The 22,925-nt window shown below is 67.7% G+C and carries 19 protein-coding genes and 2 riboswitches; of the genes, 14 read left to right on the forward strand and 5 right to left on the reverse strand.

The window, feature by feature from the left end:
• Positions 1 to 24: 24 nt before the first annotated feature.
• Entirely contained in the window at positions 25 to 1,782 is a 1,758-nt protein-coding gene (locus tag ACFQ50_RS03455) for an ATP-binding protein (RefSeq protein ID WP_377994122.1), read from the reverse strand.
• A gap of 200 nt (positions 1,783 to 1,982) precedes the next feature.
• Here ACFQ50_RS03455 and ACFQ50_RS03460 point away from each other — a divergent pair, with 200 nt between their 5' ends.
• The 4 genes from ACFQ50_RS03460 to gatB all read left to right on the forward strand — a co-directional run bounded on the left by ACFQ50_RS03460 (position 1,983) and on the right by gatB (position 6,998).
• Entirely contained in the window at positions 1,983 to 3,467 is a 1,485-nt protein-coding gene (locus ACFQ50_RS03460) for a CitMHS family transporter (protein WP_377994123.1), read from the forward strand.
• 160 nt (positions 3,468 to 3,627) lie between these two features.
• Complete coding sequence (gene gatC / locus ACFQ50_RS03465; protein WP_377994124.1) at positions 3,628 to 3,924, forward strand: Asp-tRNA(Asn)/Glu-tRNA(Gln) amidotransferase subunit GatC; 297 nt, start codon at positions 3,628 to 3,630, stop codon at positions 3,922 to 3,924.
• Between the two features lie 3 nt (positions 3,925 to 3,927).
• Positions 3,928 to 5,490 (forward strand): Asp-tRNA(Asn)/Glu-tRNA(Gln) amidotransferase subunit GatA, encoded by a 1,563-nt coding sequence (gene gatA / locus ACFQ50_RS03470; RefSeq protein ID WP_377994125.1) that lies wholly within the window; start codon positions 3,928 to 3,930, stop codon positions 5,488 to 5,490.
• Positions 5,490 to 6,998: an Asp-tRNA(Asn)/Glu-tRNA(Gln) amidotransferase subunit GatB gene (gene gatB / locus ACFQ50_RS03475; RefSeq protein ID WP_377994126.1), complete on the forward strand. Its 1,509-nt coding sequence runs from the start codon at positions 5,490 to 5,492 to the stop codon at positions 6,996 to 6,998. The genes gatA and gatB overlap by 1 nt, the downstream gene beginning before the upstream one ends.
• A 78-nt stretch (positions 6,999 to 7,076) precedes the next feature.
• Here the strand turns inward: gatB and ACFQ50_RS03480 are convergent, their stop codons facing one another.
• Entirely contained in the window at positions 7,077 to 7,985 is a 909-nt protein-coding gene (locus ACFQ50_RS03480) for a LysR family transcriptional regulator (protein WP_377994127.1), read from the reverse strand.
• Between the two features lie 138 nt (positions 7,986 to 8,123).
• Between ACFQ50_RS03480 and tdh the strand changes: the two genes are divergently transcribed.
• The 5 genes from tdh to ACFQ50_RS03505 all read left to right on the forward strand — a co-directional run bounded on the left by tdh (position 8,124) and on the right by ACFQ50_RS03505 (position 13,770).
• On the forward strand, positions 8,124 to 9,170 hold the full coding sequence (gene tdh, locus ACFQ50_RS03485; RefSeq protein ID WP_377994128.1) for an L-threonine 3-dehydrogenase: 1,047 nt from the start codon (positions 8,124 to 8,126) through the stop codon (positions 9,168 to 9,170).
• 75 nt (positions 9,171 to 9,245) lie between these two features.
• Positions 9,246 to 10,451: a glycine C-acetyltransferase gene (locus tag ACFQ50_RS03490; protein ID WP_377994129.1), complete on the forward strand. Its 1,206-nt coding sequence runs from the start codon at positions 9,246 to 9,248 to the stop codon at positions 10,449 to 10,451.
• A gap of 53 nt (positions 10,452 to 10,504) precedes the next feature.
• Positions 10,505 to 11,635, forward strand: a complete 1,131-nt coding sequence (locus ACFQ50_RS03495) for an NAD(P)/FAD-dependent oxidoreductase (protein WP_377994130.1) — start codon at positions 10,505 to 10,507, stop codon at positions 11,633 to 11,635.
• An 11-nt stretch (positions 11,636 to 11,646) separates the two neighbouring features.
• Positions 11,647 to 12,858 carry an imidazolonepropionase gene (hutI, locus tag ACFQ50_RS03500; RefSeq protein ID WP_377994131.1) on the forward strand — a complete coding sequence of 404 codons (1,212 nt, stop codon included), beginning with the start codon at positions 11,647 to 11,649 and terminating at the stop codon, positions 12,856 to 12,858.
• A gap of 123 nt (positions 12,859 to 12,981) precedes the next feature.
• Positions 12,982 to 13,770 (forward strand): DeoR/GlpR family DNA-binding transcription regulator, encoded by a 789-nt coding sequence (locus ACFQ50_RS03505; RefSeq protein WP_377994132.1) that lies wholly within the window; start codon positions 12,982 to 12,984, stop codon positions 13,768 to 13,770.
• Positions 13,771 to 13,794: 24 nt separating this feature from the next.
• Here the strand turns inward: ACFQ50_RS03505 and ACFQ50_RS03510 are convergent, their stop codons facing one another.
• Positions 13,795 to 14,475, reverse strand: a complete 681-nt coding sequence (locus tag ACFQ50_RS03510) for a histidine phosphatase family protein (protein WP_377994133.1) — start codon at positions 14,473 to 14,475, stop codon at positions 13,795 to 13,797.
• A gap of 113 nt (positions 14,476 to 14,588) precedes the next feature.
• On the opposite strand from ACFQ50_RS03510, the gene ACFQ50_RS03515 reads away from it, so the two are divergent.
• The gene (locus tag ACFQ50_RS03515; RefSeq protein ID WP_377994134.1) at positions 14,589 to 15,368 is read left to right on the forward strand and encodes a CPBP family intramembrane glutamic endopeptidase; all 780 of its coding nucleotides are present in this window, start codon (positions 14,589 to 14,591) and stop codon (positions 15,366 to 15,368) included.
• Between the two features lie 135 nt (positions 15,369 to 15,503).
• Here the strand turns inward: ACFQ50_RS03515 and ACFQ50_RS03520 are convergent, their stop codons facing one another.
• Positions 15,504 to 16,142, reverse strand: coding sequence for a VOC family protein (locus ACFQ50_RS03520; RefSeq protein WP_003802054.1), 639 nt, complete (start codon positions 16,140 to 16,142; stop codon positions 15,504 to 15,506).
• Positions 16,143 to 16,270: 128 nt separating this feature from the next.
• A riboswitch (SAM riboswitch) is annotated at positions 16,271 to 16,387 on the forward strand.
• Positions 16,388 to 16,428: 41 nt separating this feature from the next.
• Between ACFQ50_RS03520 and ACFQ50_RS03525 the strand changes: the two genes are divergently transcribed.
• The 4 genes from ACFQ50_RS03525 to ACFQ50_RS03540 all read left to right on the forward strand — a co-directional run bounded on the left by ACFQ50_RS03525 (position 16,429) and on the right by ACFQ50_RS03540 (position 21,919).
• On the forward strand, positions 16,429 to 17,745 hold the full coding sequence (locus ACFQ50_RS03525; RefSeq protein WP_377994135.1) for a bifunctional o-acetylhomoserine/o-acetylserine sulfhydrylase: 1,317 nt from the start codon (positions 16,429 to 16,431) through the stop codon (positions 17,743 to 17,745).
• Between the two features lie 105 nt (positions 17,746 to 17,850).
• Positions 17,851 to 17,966, forward strand: a riboswitch (SAM riboswitch).
• 12 nt (positions 17,967 to 17,978) lie between these two features.
• The gene (locus ACFQ50_RS03530) at positions 17,979 to 19,172 is read left to right on the forward strand and encodes a homoserine O-acetyltransferase (RefSeq protein WP_377994136.1); all 1,194 of its coding nucleotides are present in this window, start codon (positions 17,979 to 17,981) and stop codon (positions 19,170 to 19,172) included.
• Positions 19,173 to 19,386: 214 nt separating this feature from the next.
• Positions 19,387 to 20,769, forward strand: a complete 1,383-nt coding sequence (locus ACFQ50_RS03535) for an MFS transporter (RefSeq protein ID WP_377994137.1) — start codon at positions 19,387 to 19,389, stop codon at positions 20,767 to 20,769.
• Between the two features lie 13 nt (positions 20,770 to 20,782).
• Positions 20,783 to 21,919 (forward strand): alcohol dehydrogenase catalytic domain-containing protein, encoded by a 1,137-nt coding sequence (locus ACFQ50_RS03540; RefSeq protein WP_377994138.1) that lies wholly within the window; start codon positions 20,783 to 20,785, stop codon positions 21,917 to 21,919.
• A 66-nt stretch (positions 21,920 to 21,985) separates the two neighbouring features.
• Here ACFQ50_RS03540 and ACFQ50_RS03545 read toward each other — a convergent pair whose 3' ends face one another.
• A complete protein-coding gene (locus ACFQ50_RS03545) occupies positions 21,986 to 22,894 on the reverse strand; it encodes a LysR family transcriptional regulator (RefSeq protein WP_377994139.1) in 909 nt (302 codons plus the stop codon).
• Positions 22,895 to 22,925: the final 31 nt, after the last annotated feature.

Consider the following 22,925-nt stretch of genomic DNA (forward strand, 5'->3'; position numbering starts at 1 on the left):
TGCATCAGTCTTGTCCGGTCTTCATCAGTCTTTCCGCGCCGGGGTTGTTGCCGTCGTGGTGCCCGGCAGTGTGGCCATGAACACGGCGCCCGGGCCGCCGACGTTCCCCAGCTCCAGCACCGTGACGTCGCCTCCGCGCCGCCGTGCCAGCTGGCGCGCCAGGGCCAGGCCCAGGCCCTGGCCGCCCCCGGCCCGGACCGGCCCCCGGAGACCATTGCCGGCCGCCGTCGTGAATCCCTCCGCGAATACCGCCTCCGGATTGCCGCCGTCCGTCAGCCCGTCCCCGGAATCGGCGACGACGACGTGCAGGGTACCGCCGCCGTCGCCCGGCTCATCCAGCAGCTCAAGCTCCACCCAGCGGTCGGCGGCGGCGCCGGCCACTGCGGCGTTGACGGCGTTGTCGATGAGGTTTCCGAGTACCGTGGTGACGTCCTGCGGCTCCGTCACCTGGCCGCGCACCAGCGTTTCCGGCCCGATCCGCAACGATACCCCGCGCTCGTCGGCCTCCACGCCCTTCGCACCGATGAACGCCTGCAGGTACGGGTCCTGCAGCAGTTCGGCCTGGTCCACGGGGAACTTCAGCGGGCCAGTGGCGGCCAGTCGCTCAAGGTAGTCGCGCGCCTGCTGGTGCTGGCCAATGCTCATGAACCCGGCGATGGTGTGCAGCTGGTTGGCGAACTCATGCCGCTGCGCGCGCAGGGCGGTGGACATAGTCCCCACGGCGTCGAGCTGACGGGTCAGGTGCTGGAGTTCGGTGCGGTCGCGCAGCATGACCACCCAGCCCAGGTCCTCGCGGCGGTGCAGCGCCTTCCGGGCGCTGGCCACGAGGACCTGTTCGCCGGCCACCAGTTCCACCGCCTCGCCCTCGCGGGCATCGGGCAGGGTCAGGGCCTTGAGCCGGGCCGGTACCGGGGCGTCCTGCCACACCTGGCCGGCGAGGTCGGGCTGGCCGAGGAGGCGCTGGGCGGCGGCATTGAACACGCTGATCCGGCCGTCGGCGGAGAGGCCCACGACCCCCTCGTCCACCCCTTCCAGGACCGCCACCTGGTCATGCACCAGCGCGCCGATCTCCTCGGGTTCGAGCCCGAGCGTGAGCCGCTGCAGCCGGCGCCGGAGCAGGAACGAAGCCAGCACGCCGGCGGCCAGCGAGCCGGCCGCGGTCAGCACGATCGGCACGATGTCCCGGGCCAGGCTCTGCCCGATTGACTCCGTGGAGTAACCCACGCTCACCTCGCCGACGACGGTCCGGGAATCCGGGCGGGGACCCGGACCCGGGCCCGAACCCGCACCAGAGGCCGCGCCCGGCGCGAAAACCGGGACCTTAGCCCCGGCCGACGGGCCCAGCGTGCCGGTGTTGCGGGTGGTCACCTCGCGGCCGGCAAGCGCCTCGGACGGGTCGGTGCTGACCCGCTCACCCAGCCGGTCGGCGTCGGGATGGGCCAGCCGCAGCCCCGTTTCGTCGGTGATCACCACGAACAGGGCACCGGTACGGGCGCGGGCACCTTCTGCCACCGCCATCAGCGGGCCGGCCTTCAGCTCCGCGGGCGGGGGAGTGCCGGCCTGCCGGCTGATGGCCTGCACGTTGGCGCGTACCGAGGGGTCCGAGGCCACAGTCCGGGCCAGGGTCAGAGCCTGGTTCTCCGCCTCGCGGCCCAGCCGTTCGAATGTCAGCCACGCATGCACCGCGCCGCTGAGGAGCACAACGAGCAGAACCACGCCCAGCTGCAGCAGCAAGGTCTGGGTGGAGAACCTGAGCGGAAGCCTGCCGGCGGGGCTCATCATGGCGCTCCTGACGTAGGTCGAACGGGCTGCAGGACGGGTTTCAGGCTGGCAGCAGGGCGTTTGAGCAAAATGCGCAAAATGCTCCCAATAAGCAGTATGCCAATCAATTGAGCCAAAGGCACTGCCGTGACCGGGGCCACTCTAACCTCTGTAGTACGCATCACACCGGGGTGGTGCTGTTCACTTAGAAGGAGCCGGCTGTGCTGGTATTACTTGGATTCGCCATGATCGCGGTTTTCATGGTGCTGATCATGACGAAGAAGTTGACGCCGGTGCTGGCGCTGATCATCGTCCCCACCGTTTTCGGTCTTTTCGCAGGCGCCGGCCTCGGCATCGGCGACATGGTCATGGACTCAATGAAGTCCATGACCTCCACCGCAGCGCTGCTGATGTTCGCCATCATCTACTTCGGCCTGATGATCGACGTCGGGCTGTTCGATCCGCTGGTCCGGTTCATCCTGCGCAAGCTCGGCAATGACCCCGCCAAGGTGGTCCTGGGCACCGCGCTGCTGGCTGCTGCCGTGTCCCTCGACGGCGACGGCTCCACCACCTTCATCCTCACCACGGCCGCCATGCTGCCGATCTACCTCCGCCTGAAGATGAGCCCGGTGGTCCTCACCTGCGTCGCCGGCCTCGCCAACGGCACCATGAACATCGTTCCCTGGGGCGGACCCACGGCCCGCGCCGCCAGCGCCCTGAAGATCGACGTCAACGACGTCTTCGTTCCGATGGTCCCCTCGCTGATCGCCGGCCTCGCCGTCGTACTGGTCTTCGCCTGGATCCTCGGCCTGCAGGAACGCAACCGCCTCCGCGCCACCCAGCCGGAGATCTGGGGAACGCCGGAAACGGCTGAAGGGTTCGACGGCGGCGCCCCCGCCGTCGGCGGCCGCACCGGCCGCGGTGGTTCGGGCCGTGGTTCCGCACCTGTCCCCGCAACGGGAGGCCCCGCCGTCGGCGGTTCCCCTGAAGGTTCGTCCGTAGCCGTCCTGGAACGCACCGAGATCCTGGTCGATGACACTGACACCGCCATGGCGGACACCGCCCTGGACCCCAACCGCAAGACCCTGCGCCCCAAGCTGCAGTGGTTCAACCTGGCCCTGACCGTCGCCGTCATGGGCATGCTCGTCGCCGACCTCGTGCCCCTGCCGTACGTCTTCATGGTGGGCTCCGCCATCGCCCTGCTGGTGAACTTCCCGCACGTCAAGGACCAGGGCGCACAGCTCATTGCCCACGCGCCGTCGATCGTCGCCGTCGTGAGCATGGTGATGGCCGCTGCGGTGCTCACCGGCGTCCTGAAGGGAACCGGCATGGTTGAGGCCATGTCCGCCTGGCTGGTGCAGATCATCCCGTCCAGCATGGGGCCGTTCATGGCCGTCATCACCGGCCTGCTCAGCATTCCCATGACGTTCTTCATGAGCAACGACGCCTTCTACTTCGGTGTGCTGCCCGTCCTGAGCGAGACCGCTGCCCACTACGGCATCAGCGGCGCCGAGATGGCCCGCGCCTCCATCACCGGCCAGCCGTTCCACATGCAGAGCCCGCTGGTTCCGGCCATCCTGCTGCTGGTCTCCCTGGCCAAGGTGGACCTGGGCGACCACCACAAGAAGGTCCTGTGGCGCAGCGCAGTGGTGGCCCTGGTCATGCTGGGAGTAGGAATCCTGACCGGCGCCATCGGCATCCACTAACAAACCAGCCGGCCCCCGGACGGCGAGATGGCAGTTCGCGGCAGTGTTTATGCAAAACACCGCCGCGAACTGCCATTTGGCGTTGTCGGGGGCGGAAGTCGGCAGGGCAACGTGACAGTAGACTAGTTCGGAAACCCATTCCGAACTTGCAGGGAGATCCATGGCTGCGATCAACCGCGACGACGTCGCGCACCTAGCGCGGCTCGCGCACATTGAGATGAGTGCTGAAGAGCTGGACAGGATGGCCGGCGAACTGGCCGTCATCGTGGACGCGGTTAAGTCCGTGAGTGAGGCCGCAGCTGACGGCGTTCCGGCTACTTCGCACCCGATTCCGCTGAGCAACGTGTTCCGCGAGGACGAGGTGGGCCACACGTTCACCGCGGAGCAGGCACTCTCCGGCGCTCCGGACTCGGACGCAGACCGCTTCAAGGTCCCGGCAATCCTGGACGAGGACTAGAACATGACTGAAATTAACAGCACGGAACTCATCCGTCTTTCCGCGGCCCAGCTGGCCGCGAAGCTCGCCGCCGGCGAGGTCACCGCCGTCGAGGTCACGCAGGCGCACCTGGACCGCATCGCCGCAGTCGACGGGGCAGAACGCGGCGTTAACGCGTTCCTGCACGTCAACACCGAGGAAGCACTCGCCGTCGCCGCCGAGGTGGACGCCATCCGCGCCGCCGGCGGGCAGGCCGCCGAGGAGCTGCACGAGCTCGCCGGCGTTCCGATCGCCGTCAAGGACCTGATCGTCACCATCGGCCAGCCCACCACGGCAGGCTCCAAGATTCTCGAAGGCTGGCACAGCCCGTACGACGCCACCGTCGTCAAGAAGCTGCGCGCCGCGAAGATGCCGATCCTGGGCAAGACCAACCTGGACGAGTTCGCCATGGGCTCCTCCACCGAGCACTCGGCCTTCGGCCCCACCCGCAACCCATGGGACCTGGACCGCATCCCCGGCGGTTCGGGCGGCGGGTCGGCAGCCGCCGTCGCAGCCTTTGAGGCGCCGCTGGCGCTGGGCACGGACACCGGCGGATCCATCCGCCAGCCCGGCGCCGTCACCGGCACCGTTGGCGTCAAGCCCACGTACGGCGGGGTCTCCCGCTACGGCGCCATCGCCATGGCGTCCTCGCTGGACCAGATCGGCCCGGTTTCGCGCACCGTCCTGGACTCGGCCCTGCTGCAGCAGGTCATCGGCGGCCACGACCCGCACGACTCCACCTCGCTGACGGACCCGCTGGGCGACCTCGTGGCTGCGGCGCGCCTCGGCCACGTGGACGGCATGAAGATCGGCATCATCAAGGAGCTCCACGGCGAGGGCTACCAGGCCGGCGTCGAGAACCGTTTCAACGAGTCGCTGGAGCTGCTCAAGGAGGCGGGCGCGGAGATCGTTGAGGTGTCCTGCCCCAACTTCCAGTACGCGCTGGGCGCCTACTACCTGATCATGCCCTCCGAGGCCTCCTCCAACCTGGCCAAGTTCGACGGCGTCCGCTACGGCCTGCGCGTGCTCCCCGAGGAGCCGCCGCTGACCATCGAGCGCGTCATGGGCGCCACCCGCGCCGCCGGCTTCGGTGACGAGGTCAAGCGCCGCATCATCCTGGGCACGTACGCCCTGTCGGCCGGCTACTACGACGCCTACTACGGCTCCGCCCAGAAGGTGCGCACCCTGATCCAGCGTGACTTCGAGGCCGCCTTCGCCAAGGCCGACGTCCTGATTTCCCCCACGGCGCCCACCACGGCGTTCAAGCTGGGCGAGAAACTGGATGACCCGCTGGCGATGTACCTGAACGACGTCGCCACCATTCCCGCCAACATGGCCGGCGTCCCCGGCCTGTCCCTGCCCGGCGGCCTGGCCGACGAGGACGGGCTGCCCGTCGGCATCCAGCTGCTGGCGCCGGCCCGCGAGGACGCCCGCCTCTACCGGGTGGGCGCTGTCCTGGAATCCCTGCTGGAAGCCAAATGGGGCGGCCCGTTGCTGGACAAGGCACCGCAGTTGGTTGAGCTGGTCGAAACCCAGGAGGCAAAATAATGACCGCTGACGCGACCCTGAGCTTCGAAGAAGCCATGGAGAAGTACGATCCCGTCCTGGGGTTCGAGGTCCACGTTGAACTCAACACGAAGACCAAGATGTTCTCCTCCGCGCCCAACGTGTTCGGCGATGAGCCCAACACCAACGTCAACGAGGTGGATCTGGGCATGCCCGGCGTCCTGCCCGTGGTGAACAAGGCTGCGGTGGAGTCCTCCATCAAGATCGGCCTGGCGCTGAACTGCAAGATCGCCGAATCCTGCCGCTTCGCCCGGAAGAACTACTTCTACCCGGACACCCCGAAGAACTTCCAGACGTCCCAGTACGACGAGCCGATCGCGTATGACGGCTACCTGGACATCGAACTCGAGGACGGCACCGTGTTCCGCGTCGAGATCGAGCGCGCGCACATGGAGGAGGACGCCGGCAAGCTGACCCACCTGGGCGGCTCCGCCGGACGCATCCAGGGTGCGGAATACTCGCTGGTGGACTACAACCGTGCCGGCGTTCCGCTCGTGGAGATCGTCACCAAGCCGATCGAGGGAGCCGGTTCCCGCGCCCCCGAGCTCGCCAAGGCGTACGTCGCCGCCGTGCGTGAAATCGTCAAGAACCTCGGCGTTTCGGACGCCAAGATGGAGCGCGGCAACGTCCGCTGCGACGCCAACGTCTCGCTGCGCCCGCACGGCCGCGAACGCTTCGGCATCCGCTCCGAGACGAAGAACGTGAACTCGCTGCGCGCCGTCGAGCATGCCGTCCGCTACGAGATCCAGCGCCACGCCGCCGTCCTGGATTCCGGCGAGCCGGTGATCCAGGAAACCCGCCACTGGCACGAGGACACACGCACGACGACGTCGGGCCGGGCCAAGTCCGACGCCGACGACTACCGCTACTTCCCTGAGCCGGACCTGGTTCCCGTTGTTCCTTCCCGGGAATGGGTGGAAGAGCTCCGCGCGACGCTGCCCGAGCCGCCGGCCGAACGCCGCAAGCGGCTCAAGCAGGACTGGGGCTACTCGGACCTGGAGTTCCGCGACGTCGTCAACGCCGGCGTGCTGGACGAGATCGAGGAAACCATCGCCGCCGGCGCCACGGCTTCCGTGGCGCGCAAGTGGTGGATGGGTGAGATCGTGGGCCGCGCCAAGAACGCCGACGTCGATCCCGGCCAGTTGGGCGTCGAGCCGGCCACCATCGTTGAGCTGAGCAAGATGGTGGAAGCGGGCAAGATCAACAACAAGATGGCCTCCGCGGTGCTGGACGGCGTCCTCGCCGGCGAAGGCACCCCGGCCGAGGTCGTTGAGAAGCGCGGCCTGGCCGTCGTCTCCGACGACGGCCCGCTCCTGGAAGCCATCGACGCAGCCCTGGCCGCGCAGCCCGACGTCGCGGAGAAGATCCGCGGCGGCAAGGTGCAGGCCATCGGCGCCATCGTCGGCGGCGTCATGAAGGCCACCCGCGGCCAGGCCGACGCCGGCCGCGTGCGCGAGCTGATCCTGGAGAAGCTCGGGGTCACCGTTTAGCGGGTTTTAACCCAACTGGGTCGCAGTTAACGTCGTTTTGAGGGCTCATAACGACAACAGCTGCGACCCAGTTGCGTTTTAACCGTGGCTGAGGCGGGCCATGATGTCCTGCAGCGCCTCGCACACCACCCGGACGGACGCACGCTTCAGGTTTTCCGGGCGCGCCAGGATATCGATCCGCCGCCGCGTGCTGATCCCGCGCAGCGGCCGCAGCACAATGTCCGGGTTCAGCACGGGCCGGGCCGTGTGGCGCGGCAGCAGGCCGATCACACTGCCCGAGGCCACCAGCGCAGCCACCGTGGAGTAGTCGTTGATCCGGTGCACGATGTTCAGCTCCCGGCTGGACACGGCGGCGACGGCGGACAGCACGTCCGCGGGGGAGTAGCCGGCGCGGCTGGTCACCCAGGGCTCGCCGACGACGTCGGACGCCGTCAGTGCCGCCTGGCCGGCCAGCCGGTGCCCGGCCGGCAGCGCAACGTCCAGCGGCTCATGCGCCAGCGGAATCACCGCCACCCTTTCCTCCGGCCACTTGGGGCTGTGGTCCATCCGGTGCGCCAGGACCAGGTCGTAACGCGCCGTCAGCGCGGGGAAATCCTGCTGCGCCACGTCCTCGTCGGAGAGCAGCACCTTCGGCTTGTCCGGCCCGTCCAGAAGACGCGCCAGCGGCGCAAAGAGCGCCTGGCCGGCGCTGTGAAAGCCACACACAGTCACCGGCGCCACGGTGGAACTGTGGTACGCGCCGATCGCCATCCGCGCGTCGGCCATGGCGCTCACGACGGCGGCACCCGCGTCCGCGAGCACCTGGCCGGCTTCCGTGAGGACCAGGTTCCGGCCCTCCTTGCGCGTCAGCGGCACCTCCACGCTTTTCTGCAGCTGGGCAAGCTGCTGGGAGACGGCCGAAGGTGTGACGAGCAGGGTATCGGCGACGGCCTTGACGCTTCCCAGCGCGCCAAGCTCCCGCAGCATTTCGAGCTGGTGGATCTCCATGGGGTCCATCCTATTCCTTAGCGATTCCTTAATCGTCGATTGAGAAATTTCCCCTTGTGCTAATGCGTTGAAGTGGCTCTAATGAAGGGAGATTCCGCCGCATGACAGTGCCGCTCATGCCCAAAAGTTAGGAAGCCAATGAAGGCCCTCTACAAGGCCGGCGCCCACGCCGGATTCGAACTCGTTGACCGTCCCGAGCCGGAGGCGGGCCCCGGGGACGTCAAGATCCGTGTGTTGACCACGGGCATCTGCGGCACGGACCTGCACATCCAGTCCTGGGACGCCTGGGCGCAGGGCATCATCGAAGCCCCGCTGATCGCCGGGCACGAGTTCTACGGCGAGGTGGTGGAAACAGGTGAGGACGTGCGCGACGTCAAGGTCGGAGACCGCGTTTCCGGCGAAGGGCACATTGTCTGCGGCATCTGCCGCAACTGCCGGGCCGGCCGCCGCCAGATGTGCATCCACACGGTGAGCGTGGGTGTGCAGCGGGACGGCGCGTTCGCCGAATACGTGGTCATCCCGGAGACGAACGTCTGGGTGCACCAGGACCCCTCCGTCACGCCCGAGCTCGGCGCCATCTTCGACCCCTTCGGCAACGCCGTGCACACCGCGCTAAGTTTCCCGCTGGTGGGTGAGGACGTGCTGATCACCGGCGCCGGACCGATCGGCCTCATGGCCATCGCCGTTGCCCGCCACGCAGGGGCCCGCAAGATCGCCATCACCGACGTCTCGGCCCCGCGGCTGGAACTTGCCCGGCAGCTCGGCGTGGACCTCGCCATCGACGTCTCCAAGACGCGGGTCCGCGAAGCGCAGCGGGAGCTTGGCATGCGCGAGGGCTTCGACATCGGGCTGGAAATGTCCGGCCATCCCACGGCGCTGCCGGAGATGATCGACAACATGAACCACGGCGGACGCATCGCCATGCTGGGCCTTCCCAGCCAGTCCATCGACATCGACTGGGGCAAGGTGGTAACGCACATGCTGACGCTGAAGGGCATCTACGGCCGCGAGATGTTTGAGACCTGGTACGCCATGAGCGCCATGCTGTCCTCCAACCCGGCGGTGCACGCCAGCATCTCCGCCGTGGTCACCGACGTGCTGCCGGCCACCCAGTGGGAGAAGGGCTTCGAAATCGCGAAGGCCGGTGTCGGCGGCAAGGTGGTGCTCGACTGGTCGGACGTCTGACCTGCACTACGGCCAGAAAATCCGGCCCCTCCATTCACAGTTTCTGACAACTTTCCCAGCCGAGGAGAACCCGCCATGTACTCAGCAATCAAAGACCAGCTTCGCGCCGAGCTGGACGACATCCGCACCGCCGGCCTCTACAAGACGGAGCGGCACATCGACTCCGCCCAGGCCAGCCACATCACGGCCGGGCAGATCGGCGAGGACGGCTCGCCCGTCCTGAACTTCTGCGCCAACAACTACCTGGGCCTGGCCGGCCACCCCGAGATCATCGCCGCGGCCAAGTCCGCCATGGATGAGCGCGGCTTCGGCATGGCCAGCGTCCGGTTCATCTGCGGCACCCAGGACCTCCACCTCGAACTCGAAGCCAGGGTTTCAAAGTTCCTGGGCACGGAGGACACCATCCTGTTCTCCAGCTGCTTCGACGCCAACGGCGGTGTTTTCGAATCGCTCTTCGGCCCCGAGGACGCCATCATCTCCGACGCCCTGAACCACGCATCCATCATCGACGGCATCCGGCTCTGCAAGGCACAGCGGTTCCGCTACGCCAACCAGGACATGGCAGACCTCGAGGCCAAGCTGGTTGAGGCGAAGGATGCCCGGCGGAAGATCATCGTCACCGACGGCGTGTTCTCCATGGACGGGTACCTTGCTCCGCTGGAGGCCATCTGCGACCTCGCCGAGAAGCACGACGCCCTGGTGATGGTGGACGACTCCCACGCGGTCGGGTTCATGGGAGCCACCGGAGCCGGGACCCCCGAGCATGCCGGCGTCGCCCACCGCGTGGACATCTTCACCGGAACCTTCGGGAAGGCACTGGGGGGCGCCTCGGGCGGCTACGTGTCCGGCCGCGGCGAAGTGGTGGCGATGCTCCGGCAGAAGGCCCGCCCGTACCTCTTCTCCAACTCCCTCGCACCGGCCATCGTGGCGGCCACCATCAAGGCCCTGGAGCTCGTGCAGACCTCCGGGGAGCTGCGGGCCGGCCTGTTCCGGAACGCGGAGCTGTTCCGCCGCCGGATGACGGAGGAAGGCTTCGAACTGCTCGACGGCGAGCACGCCATTGTGCCGGTCATGTTCGGCGATGCCGTGCTGGCCGCGAAGGTGGCCGACCAGATGCTCCAGCACGGGGTCTACGTCACCGCCTTCAGCTTCCCCGTGGTGCCGCGCGGTGCCGCCCGCATCCGGGTCCAGCTGTCCGCCGCGCACAGCGCCGACGATGTGGAAACCTGCGTCCAGGCTTTCGTCAAGAGCCGGGACGCGGTGGCGGCGCAGGCGCAGTGACCGAGTAGGCGCGGTGGCTGCGCAGGTTCGGGCCATCTGTAAAGATTGAGCCCATGGCATCAACCTATGACGTGGTCATTGTGGGCGGCGGGATCGCCGGGCTGTCCCTTGCCTCTGCGCTGGCCGGCAAGTGCACGGTTGCCCTCGTGGAGGCGGAGCAGCAGCTGGCGTACCATACGTCCTCGCGCTCGGCCCGGCAGCTGATTCCCAGTTACGGCCCGCCGGTGGTGCAGGAACTCACCGTCCGCACCCTGGAGCTGATCGCGGCGGACGATGCCGGGCGGCCCCACCCCGTGCTGTCCCCGCGGAGCTTTATGCTGATCGGGGACGAGGAGACGGTCCGGGCCGAGTCCAGCGGCGAGATGCGCCGGATCGGCCACGACGAAGCGCTTGGCCTCTGCCCGGCACTGAAACCGGAGTCCTTCTCCGCCGCGGGCCTGGACACGGGGTCCTTCGGGTGCGACGCCCCGGTGCTGCTCGAAAGGCACCGGGCGCGCGCCGAGTCCGCCGGTGTGGACGTCATCACCGGCGCCCGCGTCCATTCCGCCCAGCGGCTGGGATCAGGCTGGGAGATCGGCGCCGGGCAGGAGGGCTTCTCGGCCGGCGTTCTGGTCAACGCGGCAGGTGCCTGGGCCGATGAGCTGGCGGTGCTGAGCGGCGTCGAGAAGATTGGCCTGCAGCCGTACCGGCGCACGGCGGCGATTGTCGGCGTCGACCATTCTCTGCCGGAGGGCAGCCCGATGGTGGCTGCCGCCGACGATTCCTTCTACTTCCGCCGGGAAGGCAGCGACGTGCTGATCTCGCCGTCGGAACATGTTGCCAGCCCGGCGGAGGACGCACGTCCCCGTCCCGGGGACGTCGAGCGGCTCATCTCGCGGCTCAATACCTTGACGACGCTGGGGATCGGTTCCGTGCGGACGGCCTGGACCGGCCTGCGCACCGAGGCGGCCGACGGCGTCCCGGTAGTAGGGTTCGACGCCGAAGCCCGCGGGTTCTACTGGCTTGCCGGCCAGGGCGGCTATGGCTTCCAGACGTCGTCCGGCATCGCGGAACTGGCCGCGGCCCAGATCCTGGCAGGTCCAGGTGCCAGTGCCGGGCTGGAAACCAGCACCGGGCGGGATGCCGGTCCGGAATCCCGGACAGCGGATGCGCTGGCTGCGACGCGCTGGTCCATCCGGCGCTGAAGAATGGATCCATGAGCACCCTGATCACCAACATTGCCGAACTGATGACCCAGGACGCGGAGCACCGTGTCCTCAAGGACGCGGCTGTGGTGGTCGAGGGGGAGCGGATCTCGTGGATCGGCCAGGCGTCCGCCGCCCCGGCGGCCGACGACTCAGTGGATGCGGGCGGCCGGGCCGTGCTGCCCGGCTGGGTGGACTCCCACACACACCTCATTTTCGCCGGCGACCGAACGGCGGAGTTCGAGGCGCGGATGGCGGGGGAGGAGTACAGGGCGGGCGGCATTGCTGTCACTACCGGGGCCACCCGGAACACCGGCGACTACGACCTCACGCGGCTGGCCCAGGGCCGCGTTGCCGAAGCCGTATCGCAGGGCACGACGTACCTGGAGACGAAGACCGGCTACGGCCTGGACGTTGAGCAGGAGGCGAGGAGCGCACGGATCGCCTCAAGAGTGGCGGACGAGGTCACGTACCTGGGCGCGCACCTGGTGCCGGCCGGCGTCGATCCCGATGAGTACACCAAACTTGCCTGCGGTCCGATGCTGGACGCGGTCCGCCCCTATGTCCGGTGGGCCGACGTATTTTGCGAAAAGGGAGCCTTTTCGGAGGAGCAGTCCCGCGCGGTGCTGCAGGCCTGCCACGACGCCGGACTCGGGCTGCGGGTGCACGGCAACCAGTTGGGGCACGGCGCCGGCGTCCGCCTCGCGGTGGAGTTCGGCGCGGCGAGCGTCGACCACGTCAACTATCTTTCGGAGCAGGACATCGCCGGCCTCGCCGCCGGCTGGTCCGGCTGGGATGCCGCATCAGGAACGGGCCGGCGGGGAACAGTGGCCACCTGCCTGCCGGCCTGCGACCTCTCCACCCGCCAGCCGCTGGCCCCCGGCCGGCAGCTCCTGGACGCCGGCGTGCCCGTGGCGCTCGCGTCCAATTGCAACCCCGGCACGTCCTACACGAGTTCCATGGCGTTCTGCGTCACCACAGCCGTGCTCCAGATGGGCCTGAGTGTCCATGAGGCCGTCCGGGCGGCAACGTACGGCGGTGCTTTAGCGCTGCAGCGCGAGTCCGGAAACGACGCCGACGGCGAGCGGGCGGTGGGCTCCATCGCCGTCGGGCACCGGGCAGACCTGCACGTCCTCAATGCCCCCTCCGCCACCCACCTGGCCTACCGGCCGGGCATGCCGCTCACCCACGCGGTTTGGCGTGCAGGGGTGCGCGCACGGTAGTGTCGGGCGGGACCATAACCCGTGTAGTCCGCGGTGGACAGTGACGCAAAATGATCATTAGGGGTCTGATACAATCAAAAAGCGTCATTTTTCGTGACGTTTTTGGATCTTGAAAGGCCCTGCATGACCCGCACCGACCGACTGACGGCCATCCTTGATCTGCTTGCCGAGGCCGGCCAGGTGGAAGTCGAGGAGATCGTCACCCGGCTCGGCGTATCACCGGCAACCGCCCGGCGTGACCTGGACAGCCTGGCCAAGCGCCGGCTGCTGACGCGCACCCGCGGGGGCGCCACCACCGGCGCCCTGGCCTACGATCTTCCCGGCAGGTACAACCGGGACGACCACGCCGTGGCCAAGCAGGAGATCGCCCTCGCCGCCTCGGCGCTCATCGCCCCAGGCATGGTGATCGGGCTGTGCGGCGGCACCACCAGCACGGCCCTGGCGCAGATCCTGGCCACCCGCGAGGACCTCAACTCGCCGTCGAACCAGCCCACCCTCACGGTGGTCACCAACGCCATCAACATTGCCTCGCAGCTTGCCGTCCGGCCCAACATCAAGGTGATGGTGACCGGTGGCATCCTCAACACCCGGTCCTATGAGCTCGTGGGCCCGTACACGGACATCATCATGCAGAAGGTGGTGCTGGACATCGCCTTTATCGGGGTTAACGGCGTCGACGCCGAGGTGGGGCCCACCAACACCGGCGAGGCCGAGGCAACGGTCAACGCCCTGCTGGCCAGCCGCGCCAGCGTCTCCTACGTGATCGCGGATTCCTCCAAGGTGGGCCGCCGGGCGTTCGCCACCATGGACGGCTACAACTTCACCCGGCTCATCACCGACTCCGGTATTTCCGCGGCGGACAAGGCCGCGTTCGAGGCGCGCGGCACCGAAGTGATCGTGGCCGGCGCCTAACACCAGGCGCACAGGCGGCGGTGCCTAGAAGACCACGGGCGGGGCGTCCAGCACGGTTTCGTCCACCCGGCGGTCCACCCACTGGGTGAAGGGGGTGTCGAGTTCGTACTTGCCTGCGCCGTTTTGCACCAGCATCCGGATCTCGGCGTTTTCCGGGTTGTTGAGCGACTCGAAGTACTCCACCGACCAGTGGAACCAGCGCATGCAGAACAGGCGCATGGTCAGGCCGTGCGTCACCAGCAGTGCGTTGGGGGAGTAGTCCGGCTTGGACCAGTGCCGGTACAGCGTCTCCATGAAGGAGGAGATCCGGTCGTAGACGTCGGAGCCGGACTCGCCTTCACGGAAACGGTAGAAGAAGTGGCCGTAGGCGTTGCGGAGTTCTTTCTGGTCCTCGATGTCGCCGGAAATCTGGAAGTTGGCCCAGTCTTGCTCGCGCAGCCGCGGCTCCTCGATCACCCGCTCCGTCAGGGAGCCAAGATTCAGCGCCTCGAGGGTCTGGTAGGCGCGCAGGTACGGTGACACGTAGACGCTCACCTGCCGGCCGTCCAGCTCGCGGCGGATGCGCTCCCCGGCGGCCTTCGCCTGCTCCAGCCCCAGCTCCGTCAGCGGAATCCGGTAGTCGGGCACCCTGTTGTAGATGGAGGTGTCCGCGTTGGCCGCCGACTGGCCGTGCCGGATCATGATGATTTTCCCGGGAGCGCTCATAGTTCCCCAGCATAGGGTGAGCCCGCGGCCGGACAGGAACCGACTGGCCAGACGGTTGCAGGAACCGGGAAGCCTGACAGGAAAGTACCAGCAGGTGCAGGCAAGATAGGAACATGTTGGTTCCCTCCCGCCGTCGGCTGCGGTTTGAAGTATGGATCGTCCTTGGCTTGTCGCTGGGACAGTCCGCCGTCTACTCGGTGGTGCAGCTACTGGACAAAATGACCCGGGCACCACTGGCGCAGGGGACGTCCACGCTGAACAGGTCGCAAAGCACCCGCGAGTATTTCGACCTGACCTACCAGCTGCTGGACATCATCTTCGCCCTGGTGCCGGTCCTGCTGGTGATCTTCTTCCTGACCGACCAGCGCCAGGCGAAGTCCGGGTCCGGCCATGACTCCGGCTCCGCGTTCCGGAAGCTGGGGTTCAACTTCGCCCGGCCTGGCAAGGACCTGCTGCAGGGTCTCGGGCTGGCCGCCGTGATCGGCATTCCGTCGCTGGGCCTCTACGCTGCCGGGCGGGCCCTGGGCATTACCACCGCCATCATCCCCAGCGGACTGGACGCTTACTGGTGGACGGTGCCCGTGCTGGTTTTGTCTGCGGTGCGCCATGCGATCGTGGAGGAGGTCATTGTGGTGGGCTACCTGCTGGACCGGTTCAACAAGTTCGGCTGGTCCATGCCCCTGGCGATCTTTGTGTCCTCAATGCTCCGCGGCAGCTACCACCTGTACCAGGGGTTCGGGCCATTCATTGGAAACGCCGTCATGGGCGTGGTCTTCGCCTGGGTCTACACCAGGACCCGGCGGGTCATGCCGCTGGTGATCGCGCACGCGCTGCTGGACATCGTCGCGTTCGTGGGGTTCAGCCTGTTCGGCAAAGCCGTCGGCCTGGGCTAGTCCGGGCCCGCGGTGGGCGGCCCGGATGATCCGGCCCGGGTTAGTGCCCGGCCGTTAAAAATGATTCGGCCGCCATCGGCGGGTGACGTCGTTGGCACCCGCTGATGGCGGCCGAAGTGGAGGGCAGAAAGCGCGTCAGATGGTGACGGCGCCTGCTGCGGTTTCGAACGTGACGGAGAGGATGCCCGGCGTACCGTGCGGGGCCACCCAGTTCACGGCGACGTCCTCAAGCGGCCGTTCGACGGGCTCGCCGAGCCACTCGGTCACGCGCTCGGCAGAGCCCGCGATCGTGAGGCTGGACATCTTCACGTTGCTGTCATAGGCGTTGGACGGGTGCAGGCCCGGATCGCCCTCCCACTTCAGCATGTACGGCACCTGCGGGTCCGCGATCAGGCCCAGGATGCCGATCTGCTTCCAGACCAGCTCCCGGCCGTCGGGGAACTTGCGGTTGCCGTTGACGGCGGAGCGGCCAAGGCGCTCCTCGAAGGGGGCGAGGTCGTCAACTTCGACGCACCACCCCATCCAGCCGCCGCCCGCCGCGGACCGGGCGCGGACGGCCTGGCCGAACGGTGCCTTGTCCGACGCCGGGTGGTCCAGGACCTCAACAACTTCCAGGTACTTGTGGCCGGCCAGCGGAATAATCATGTTCCGGGTTCCAAACCGGGGGTGCACCCCGCCCTTTACGGCTTCGACGCCGAGGGCAGAGGAGATACGTTCGGTGGTGGCCGCGAGGCCATCGTGTTCACAGGCGTAAGAGACGTGATCCATGCGCATGCCCTCATCTTGGCACTTTGTGACGGGCCTCTCAGCTTAGGGTCGCCTAACCTTGCAAAAAGTCCATACTTTGACGAAGTTCGTCACAAAGCTGTGCGCGTAACAGGGCCATTCCTACACTGATCGCAGGTCATGAGTGCCAGCGATGAAAGCCCCGGCTCGCTGGCCGGCAACCCTCCACCGCGGCGGGGTGCCCCGGGTGAAGACCTGGCTACGCGGCGCCCGCCGCGCGGCAAGCGCGGGCCTGTGCCGGGACCAGCACATGCCCCTAAGCAGAGGAGCCTGCATGTCCAACGCATGGTCATTCGAAACCCGCCAGATCCATGCCGGCCAGGTGCCTGACAACGCCACCGGCGCGCGGTCGCTGCCGATCTACCAGACGACGTCGTTCGTCTTTCCCAGCGCTGAAAGCGCGGCCGACCGCTTCGCGCTGGCCGAGATCGCGCCCATCTACACGCGGATCGGCAACCCGACCCAGGACGCCGTCGAACAGCGGGTCGCCAGCCTGGAAGGCGGGCTTGCCGCGCTGCTCCTGAGCTCCGGCCAGGCCGCCGAAACGTATGCCATCCTCAACGTCGCCGAGGCCGGCGACCACGTGGTGGCCAGCCCCAGCCTCTACGGCGGCACCTACAACCTGCTGGCACACACCCTGAAGAAGTTCGGCGTGTCCGTCACCTTCGTGGCCGACCCGGACAACCTGGAGCAGTGGCGCGACGCCGTGCAGCCGAACACCAAGCTGTTCTTTGCGGAGGTGGTGTCCAACCCCCGGCAGGACGTCCTGGACATCGAAGGTGTTTCCCGGACCGCGCACGAGGCCGGCGTGCCGCTGATCGTTGACAACACCCTGTCCACGCCCTACCTCATCAGGCCGCTCGAGTGGGGCGCGGACATCGTGGTGCACTCGGCCACCAAATACCTGGGTGGACACGGGGCCGCCATTGCCGGTGTCATCGTGGATTCAGGCAACTTCGACTTCAGCAGGGACCCGGAACGCTTCCCGGGCTTCAACACGCCGGACCCCACCTACAACGGCCTGGTCTACGCCCGCGACCTCGGCGCAGGCGGTGCCCTGGGAGCCAACCTGTCCTACATTCTCAAGGCGCGGGTCCAGTTGCTCCGCGACCTGGGCTCCGCGGTGTCCCCGTTCAATGCGTTCCTCATCGCACAGGGCCTGGAAACATTGAGCCTGCGCGTGGAGCGCCACGTGGCCAACGCGGTGGCCGTCGCCAGTTGGCTGGAAGCCCGGGGCGATGTGGAGTCGGTGGCCTACGCCGGCCTGCCGTCCAGTCCCTGGTACGAGCGTGGCCTGAAGTACGGGCCCAAGGGCACCGGCGCGGTGGTGTCCTTCACCGTGGCGGGCGGAGCCGAGGCAGGCAAGCGCTTCGTGGACGCCCTGGAACTGCACTCCCACGTGGCGAACATCGGTGACGTCCGCTCCCTGGTCATCCACCCGGCGTCGACCACGCACAGCCAGCTGACTCCGGAACAGCAGGGCGTGGCCGGGGTAGCCCCTGGCCTGGTCCGGCTGTCCGTGGGCCTGGAGCACATCGACGACATCCTGGCCGACCTCGAGGCCGGATTCCGCGCGGCGAAGGGCGCCTGATTCCAGGTGCCGCAGGTGGAACTCCCGGCCCCTGAGCGGGCCGGGAGTCACACAGCCGTCACATTCTTCGCGCAGATGTCCGCCTGTTTCGTAAACTGGGCAACAGGTCATGAGTGCCAGCGACAGCCCCGGCTTGCTGGCCGGCAACCCTCCTTCCGCGGTGGGGTGCCCCGGGTGAAGACCTGGCCTGCCGGACAGCTGCCGGCGGGCAAGCGCGTAGAAGAGGTTTACCCATGACGATTTCCGTCAGCAGCACCGACGTTCCCGCCGGCAAGACGCACAGCCGCACAGTTTCCAGCCGAGCAGTTCCCGGCGACACGGTTCTTCCCGACGGCACGGTTCTTCCCGACGGCACGGTCCAGTACCTGAATATTGGCAGCCTGGAGCTCGAGGCCGGCGGATTCCTGCCCGACGTCACCCTGGCCTATGAAACCTGGGGAACGCTCAACGCGGAAGGCTCCAACGCCATCCTCGTCCAGCATGCCCTCACCGGCAGCACGCACGTGACGCGTGGCGCCGGTGACGAGGAGGGCTGGTGGGAACAGCTCGCCGGGCCCGGTGCGCCGGCGGACACTGACAGGTTCTTTGTCATTTCCATCAACATCCTGGGCGGCTGTTACGGGTCCACCGGACCGTCGTCGACCGCGCCGGACGGCAAGCCCTGGGGCTCGCGCTTTCCGCTGGTGACGCTCAGGGACTCCACCGTTGCCGAGGCGAGGCTCGCCGACCGGCTCGGCATCGGCAGCTGGCACGCCGTGGTGGGCGGATCCATGGGCGGGGCACGCGCGCTCGAATGGGCAGTGACTTTCCCGGAGCGGGTGCGCCGCTGCGGCGTCATCTCCGTCGGTGCCAGGAGCACCGCCGAACAAATCGCTTTCGCGCAGGCGCAGACCCTTGCCATCCGGCAGGACCGCCACTTCAACGGGGGGGACTACTACGGCGGCCCGGAACCCGAAGAGGGCCTGGCGCTCGCCCGGCGGATTGCCCACATCACCTACCGGTCCGCCTACGAACTCGATTTCCGGTTCGGCAGGAACGCCCAGGCCGCTGAAGAGCCGCTGCAGGCCGATGCCCTGGCGGGCCGCGGACGTTACCAGGTGGAGAGCTATCTCGACCACCAGGGCAACAAGCTGGTCCGGCGCTTCGACGCCAACAGTTACATCGCCCTGACGGAAGCACTCATGAGCCATGACGTCACCCGCGGGCGGGGGACACTCAAGGAAGCCCTGGCCCGGGTCACCGCCAACTTCTTCGTGGCCGCCGTCGAGACGGACCGGCTGTACTTTCCCGCCCAGTCGATGGAACTCGCCGAGGCGCTGCCCGGGAATGTGGACGTGCACATGATCGATTCGCCGATCGGCCACGATGGCTTCCTCACGGAGATCGGCCAGCTGAACGCCCAGCTCAGGGAACATTTCCTCAACTGATTCCGGAGCCGTCCTTGCGACCGGAGCCGGCCGCATCGTGGCAACGCCGCCGGCGTACGTGTGCATTTATGCAGATGCGCCCTGCACTATTTGGCGTTGAGCTTGCGTCATTGGCAGACCATACTCGTTGAATCCGGCGTTCGTGGTGCGCATCACACCCATTCGCCACCGACTGGTCCCCGTGGTGTCGAGGAAGACGCCGAAGGAGTTCGCAATGAGTACGGAAAGCTCCGCCGTAAGGCGTGCAGAAGAAACCGACGTCAAGGCCTCAGGCCTCAAAAAAGTTGTCACGGCGTCCATGGCCGGCACCGTCGTGGAGTGGTATGAGTTCTTCCTCTACGCCTCGGCCGCCACCCTGGTCTTCGGCAAGGCCTTCTTCCCCAACGCCGGCACCGAGCTGGACGGCATCATCGCCGCCTTCCTCACGTACGCCGTCGGCTTCGTTGCCCGCCCGATCGGCGGGATCGTCTTCGGCCACTTCGGCGACAAGTTCGGCCGCAAGCAGCTGTTGCAGCTGAGCATCATCCTGGTGGGTGTTTCCACCTTCCTCATGGGCTGCCTCCCGACGTTCCAGCAGATCGGGTACTGGGCGCCCGCGCTCCTGGTCTTCCTGCGGTTTGCCCAGGGCTTTGCCGTCGGCGGCGAATGGGGCGGCGCGGTCCTCCTCGTGGCCGAGCACAGCCCCAGCAAGTCCCGCGGCTTCTGGGCCAGCTGGCCGCAGTCCGCCGTGCCCATGGGCAACCTGCTCGCCACGGCCGTGCTGTTCATCCTGTCCTCCACGCTGACCCAGGAAGCGTTCCTCGGCTGGGGCTGGCGCGTGGCGTTCTGGCTCTCCGCGGTGATCGTCGTGATCGGCTACTACATCCGCACCAAGGTCAACGACGCCCCGATCTTCCTCGAAGCCCGTAAAGAGGTCGAGGCCGGGCACAAGGGCTACGGTGTTGCCGAGGTATTCAAGCGCTACCCGCGCGGCGTCTTCACCGCCATGGGCCTGCGGTTTGCGGAGAACATCCTCTACTACCTGGTGGTGACGTTCTCCATCACCTACCTCAAGACCGTGGTCCAGGCCGACACGACGCGGATCCTGCTCCTGCTGCTGGTTGCCCACGCCGTGCACTTCGCCGCCGTTCCGCTGGTTGGCAAGCTGTCTGACCGCTTCGGCCGCAAGCCGGTCTACATGGCCGGCGCCATCCTGGGCGCAACCTGGGGCTTCTTCGCTTTCCCGATGATGGACACCAAGAACGACGTGATCATCCTGGCCTCCATCATGATCGGCCTGCTGTTCCACGCACTCATGTACGCCGGCCAGCCGGCGATCATGGCGGAAATGTTCCCCACCCGGATGCGCTACTCCGGCGTCTCGCTGGGCTACCAGGTGACCTCCATCGTCGCCGGTTCGCTGGCCCCGATCATCGCAGCGTCGCTTCTGGGCACCTACAAGTCCTCCGTTCCGGTGGCCATCTACCTGCTGATCGCCTGCGCCGTCACCGCAGTCGCGGTGTTCTTCCTCAAGGAAACCCGCGGCGTCTCGCTCCACGACGTGGACGCAGCGGACGCCCGGGGCACCGCCGACCTGCTCGCGGCCGGCAAGAAGTAGATCCGGCTTTCCCATGAAAGCAGCAGTCCTCTACTCCACCGTCCCCCATACGGCTACTGCATCGCAGAAGCCCAGCTACGCCGAGGCCCGGCCCCTCGTGGTGCAGGAGCTGGAGCGGCCGGAGCCGCGCGCCGGCGAGCTTGGTGTGGCGATCACGTATTCCAGCCTGTGCCATTCCGATCTTTCCGTGGTGGACGGTTCCCGGGTCCGGCCGTTGCCCATGGCACTGGGCCACGAGGCGGTGGGGCGGGTGGTGTCTGTCGGCGGGGGCGTCTCCGATGTATCGGTCGGCGACCATGTGGTGCTGGTCTTCGTGCCGAGTTGCGGGGACTGCCGCGCCTGCAGGTCCGGCCGCCCCGCGCTCTGCCACCGGGCGGCCGAGGTCAACGGCTCGGGCGACCTGCTGCACGGCGAGGCGCTGCTGCGGACACCGGCGGGGGAGCGGATCAACCACCACCTGGGCGTCTCGGCTTTCGCCGATTATGCCGTGGTGGCCCGGGAGTCGGTGGTGGTGATTGACGACGACGTCCCTGACACTGTCGCGGCGATGTTCGGTTGCGCTGTGCTCACCGGCATGGGAGCCGTGCTGAACACTGCCGCTGTCACGGCCGGCCAGTCGGTGGCCGTTTTCGGGCTCGGGGCGGTGGGGCTTTCGGCTGTCATGGCCGCCGCCCTCGCCGGGGCGGGCAGCGTGATCGCCATCGACCCCAATCCCGGCAAGCACCAGCTCGCCCTCGACTGCGGCGCGACAGCGGTGGGAACGCCCGAGGACGCAGCCAGGCTCATCGCGGATGCCGCGGGCGACGGCGTCGACGTCGCCATCGAAGCCGTCGGCTCCGCCGGCGTGATCGCCGCCTGCCTGGGGCACGTGACCCGGGGCGGCGCCGTGGTTCCGGTCGGCCTGCCCCATCCGTCAGCCGAGCTGACGGTCCCCGCGCTGCAGTTCGCCGGGGCCGGCAAGCGACTGCTGGGTTCGTACATGGGCGACGCCGTTCCCGGGCGGGACATCCCGCTCTACCTGGGCTACTGGCGCGAGGGCAAGCTGCCGGTGGAGCTGCTGCACACGGACACCAGGCCACTCACCGAGATCAACGAGGGGCTGGATGCGCTGGCGTCCGGGCAGGTGGTGCGGCGGCTGTTCCAAGCCTGAGGTGCGTGGCCCGGCGGCCGCACTGCTGCGGCGTCGGCGGTGCTGGCGTGCCGGTTCTCCGGTGCGTCAGCCCGCCAGCAGTCCTGCCCGGGATTTCACTTCCTCCTTGAGTGATGCGATGACGGCCTGAACCGCGGCCGAGCGGAGGGACTCGGGGCGTGCCACCGCCCAGATGGGCAGCTGACGCTGGAAGTCGTCCGCGAGGACCGGGACGAAGCCCGGCTGCCCGGCCACCATGAAGTTCGGCAGCAGCCCGATGCCCGCGCCCTGCCGCACCGCCTCCACCTGTGCGAACACGCTCGTGGCCTGGAAGCTTGAGCTGGGCATCGGCAGCTGCGAGGACCAGCGGTGTCCCAATTCTGCCACCTGGAGCGCAGACTCAACGTAAGACACAAAGCCGTGCTGCCCCACGTCGTCGAGCGTTTCCGGCAGTCCGTGTTCCGCGGCGTAGCCGGGGCTGGCGTAGAGGCGCAGGTAGTAATTGCTCAGGAAGATGGTCTGGGCGTTGCTGACGTCGGTCCGGCCCACCACGATTTCCAGGTCCACGCCGGATCTGTTCTGGCTGACCTTCCGCGTGGCGCTTAGCATCTCGATGTTCAGCTGCGGATTTTCCTGCTGCAGCCGGACCAGTGCCGGGGTGACGAACACGGCCCCAACCCCGTCCGTCGTCGCCACGCGCACCAGCCCGGACAGGGCGCTCTGGTCCTGGCTGATGAGGCCGGAGAGCGATCCGAGCGTGCTCTCGATGGCTTCCGCCGCCTCCACCGCGGACGCGCCCAGCTGGGTCAGTTCCCAGCCGTGCGGGCTGCGTTCGAGGGTGCGCCCGCCCAGCTGCTTGTCCAGGGCGAGGATCCGGCGGGAGATGGTGGTGTGGGTGGTGCCGAGCGTTTCCGCCACCGCGTTGAACCTGCCCAGGCGGGCAACTGTCAGCAGGATCAGCAGGTCGTCCGGGCTCGGAAGCCGCCTCAGGTCCACGGCTAGCCTTTCCTTCTGTGTGCATCAGTGC

Source organism: Arthrobacter sp. NPDC056493, from assembly GCF_042795115.1.
Classification (GTDB): domain Bacteria; phylum Actinomycetota; class Actinomycetes; order Actinomycetales; family Micrococcaceae; genus Arthrobacter.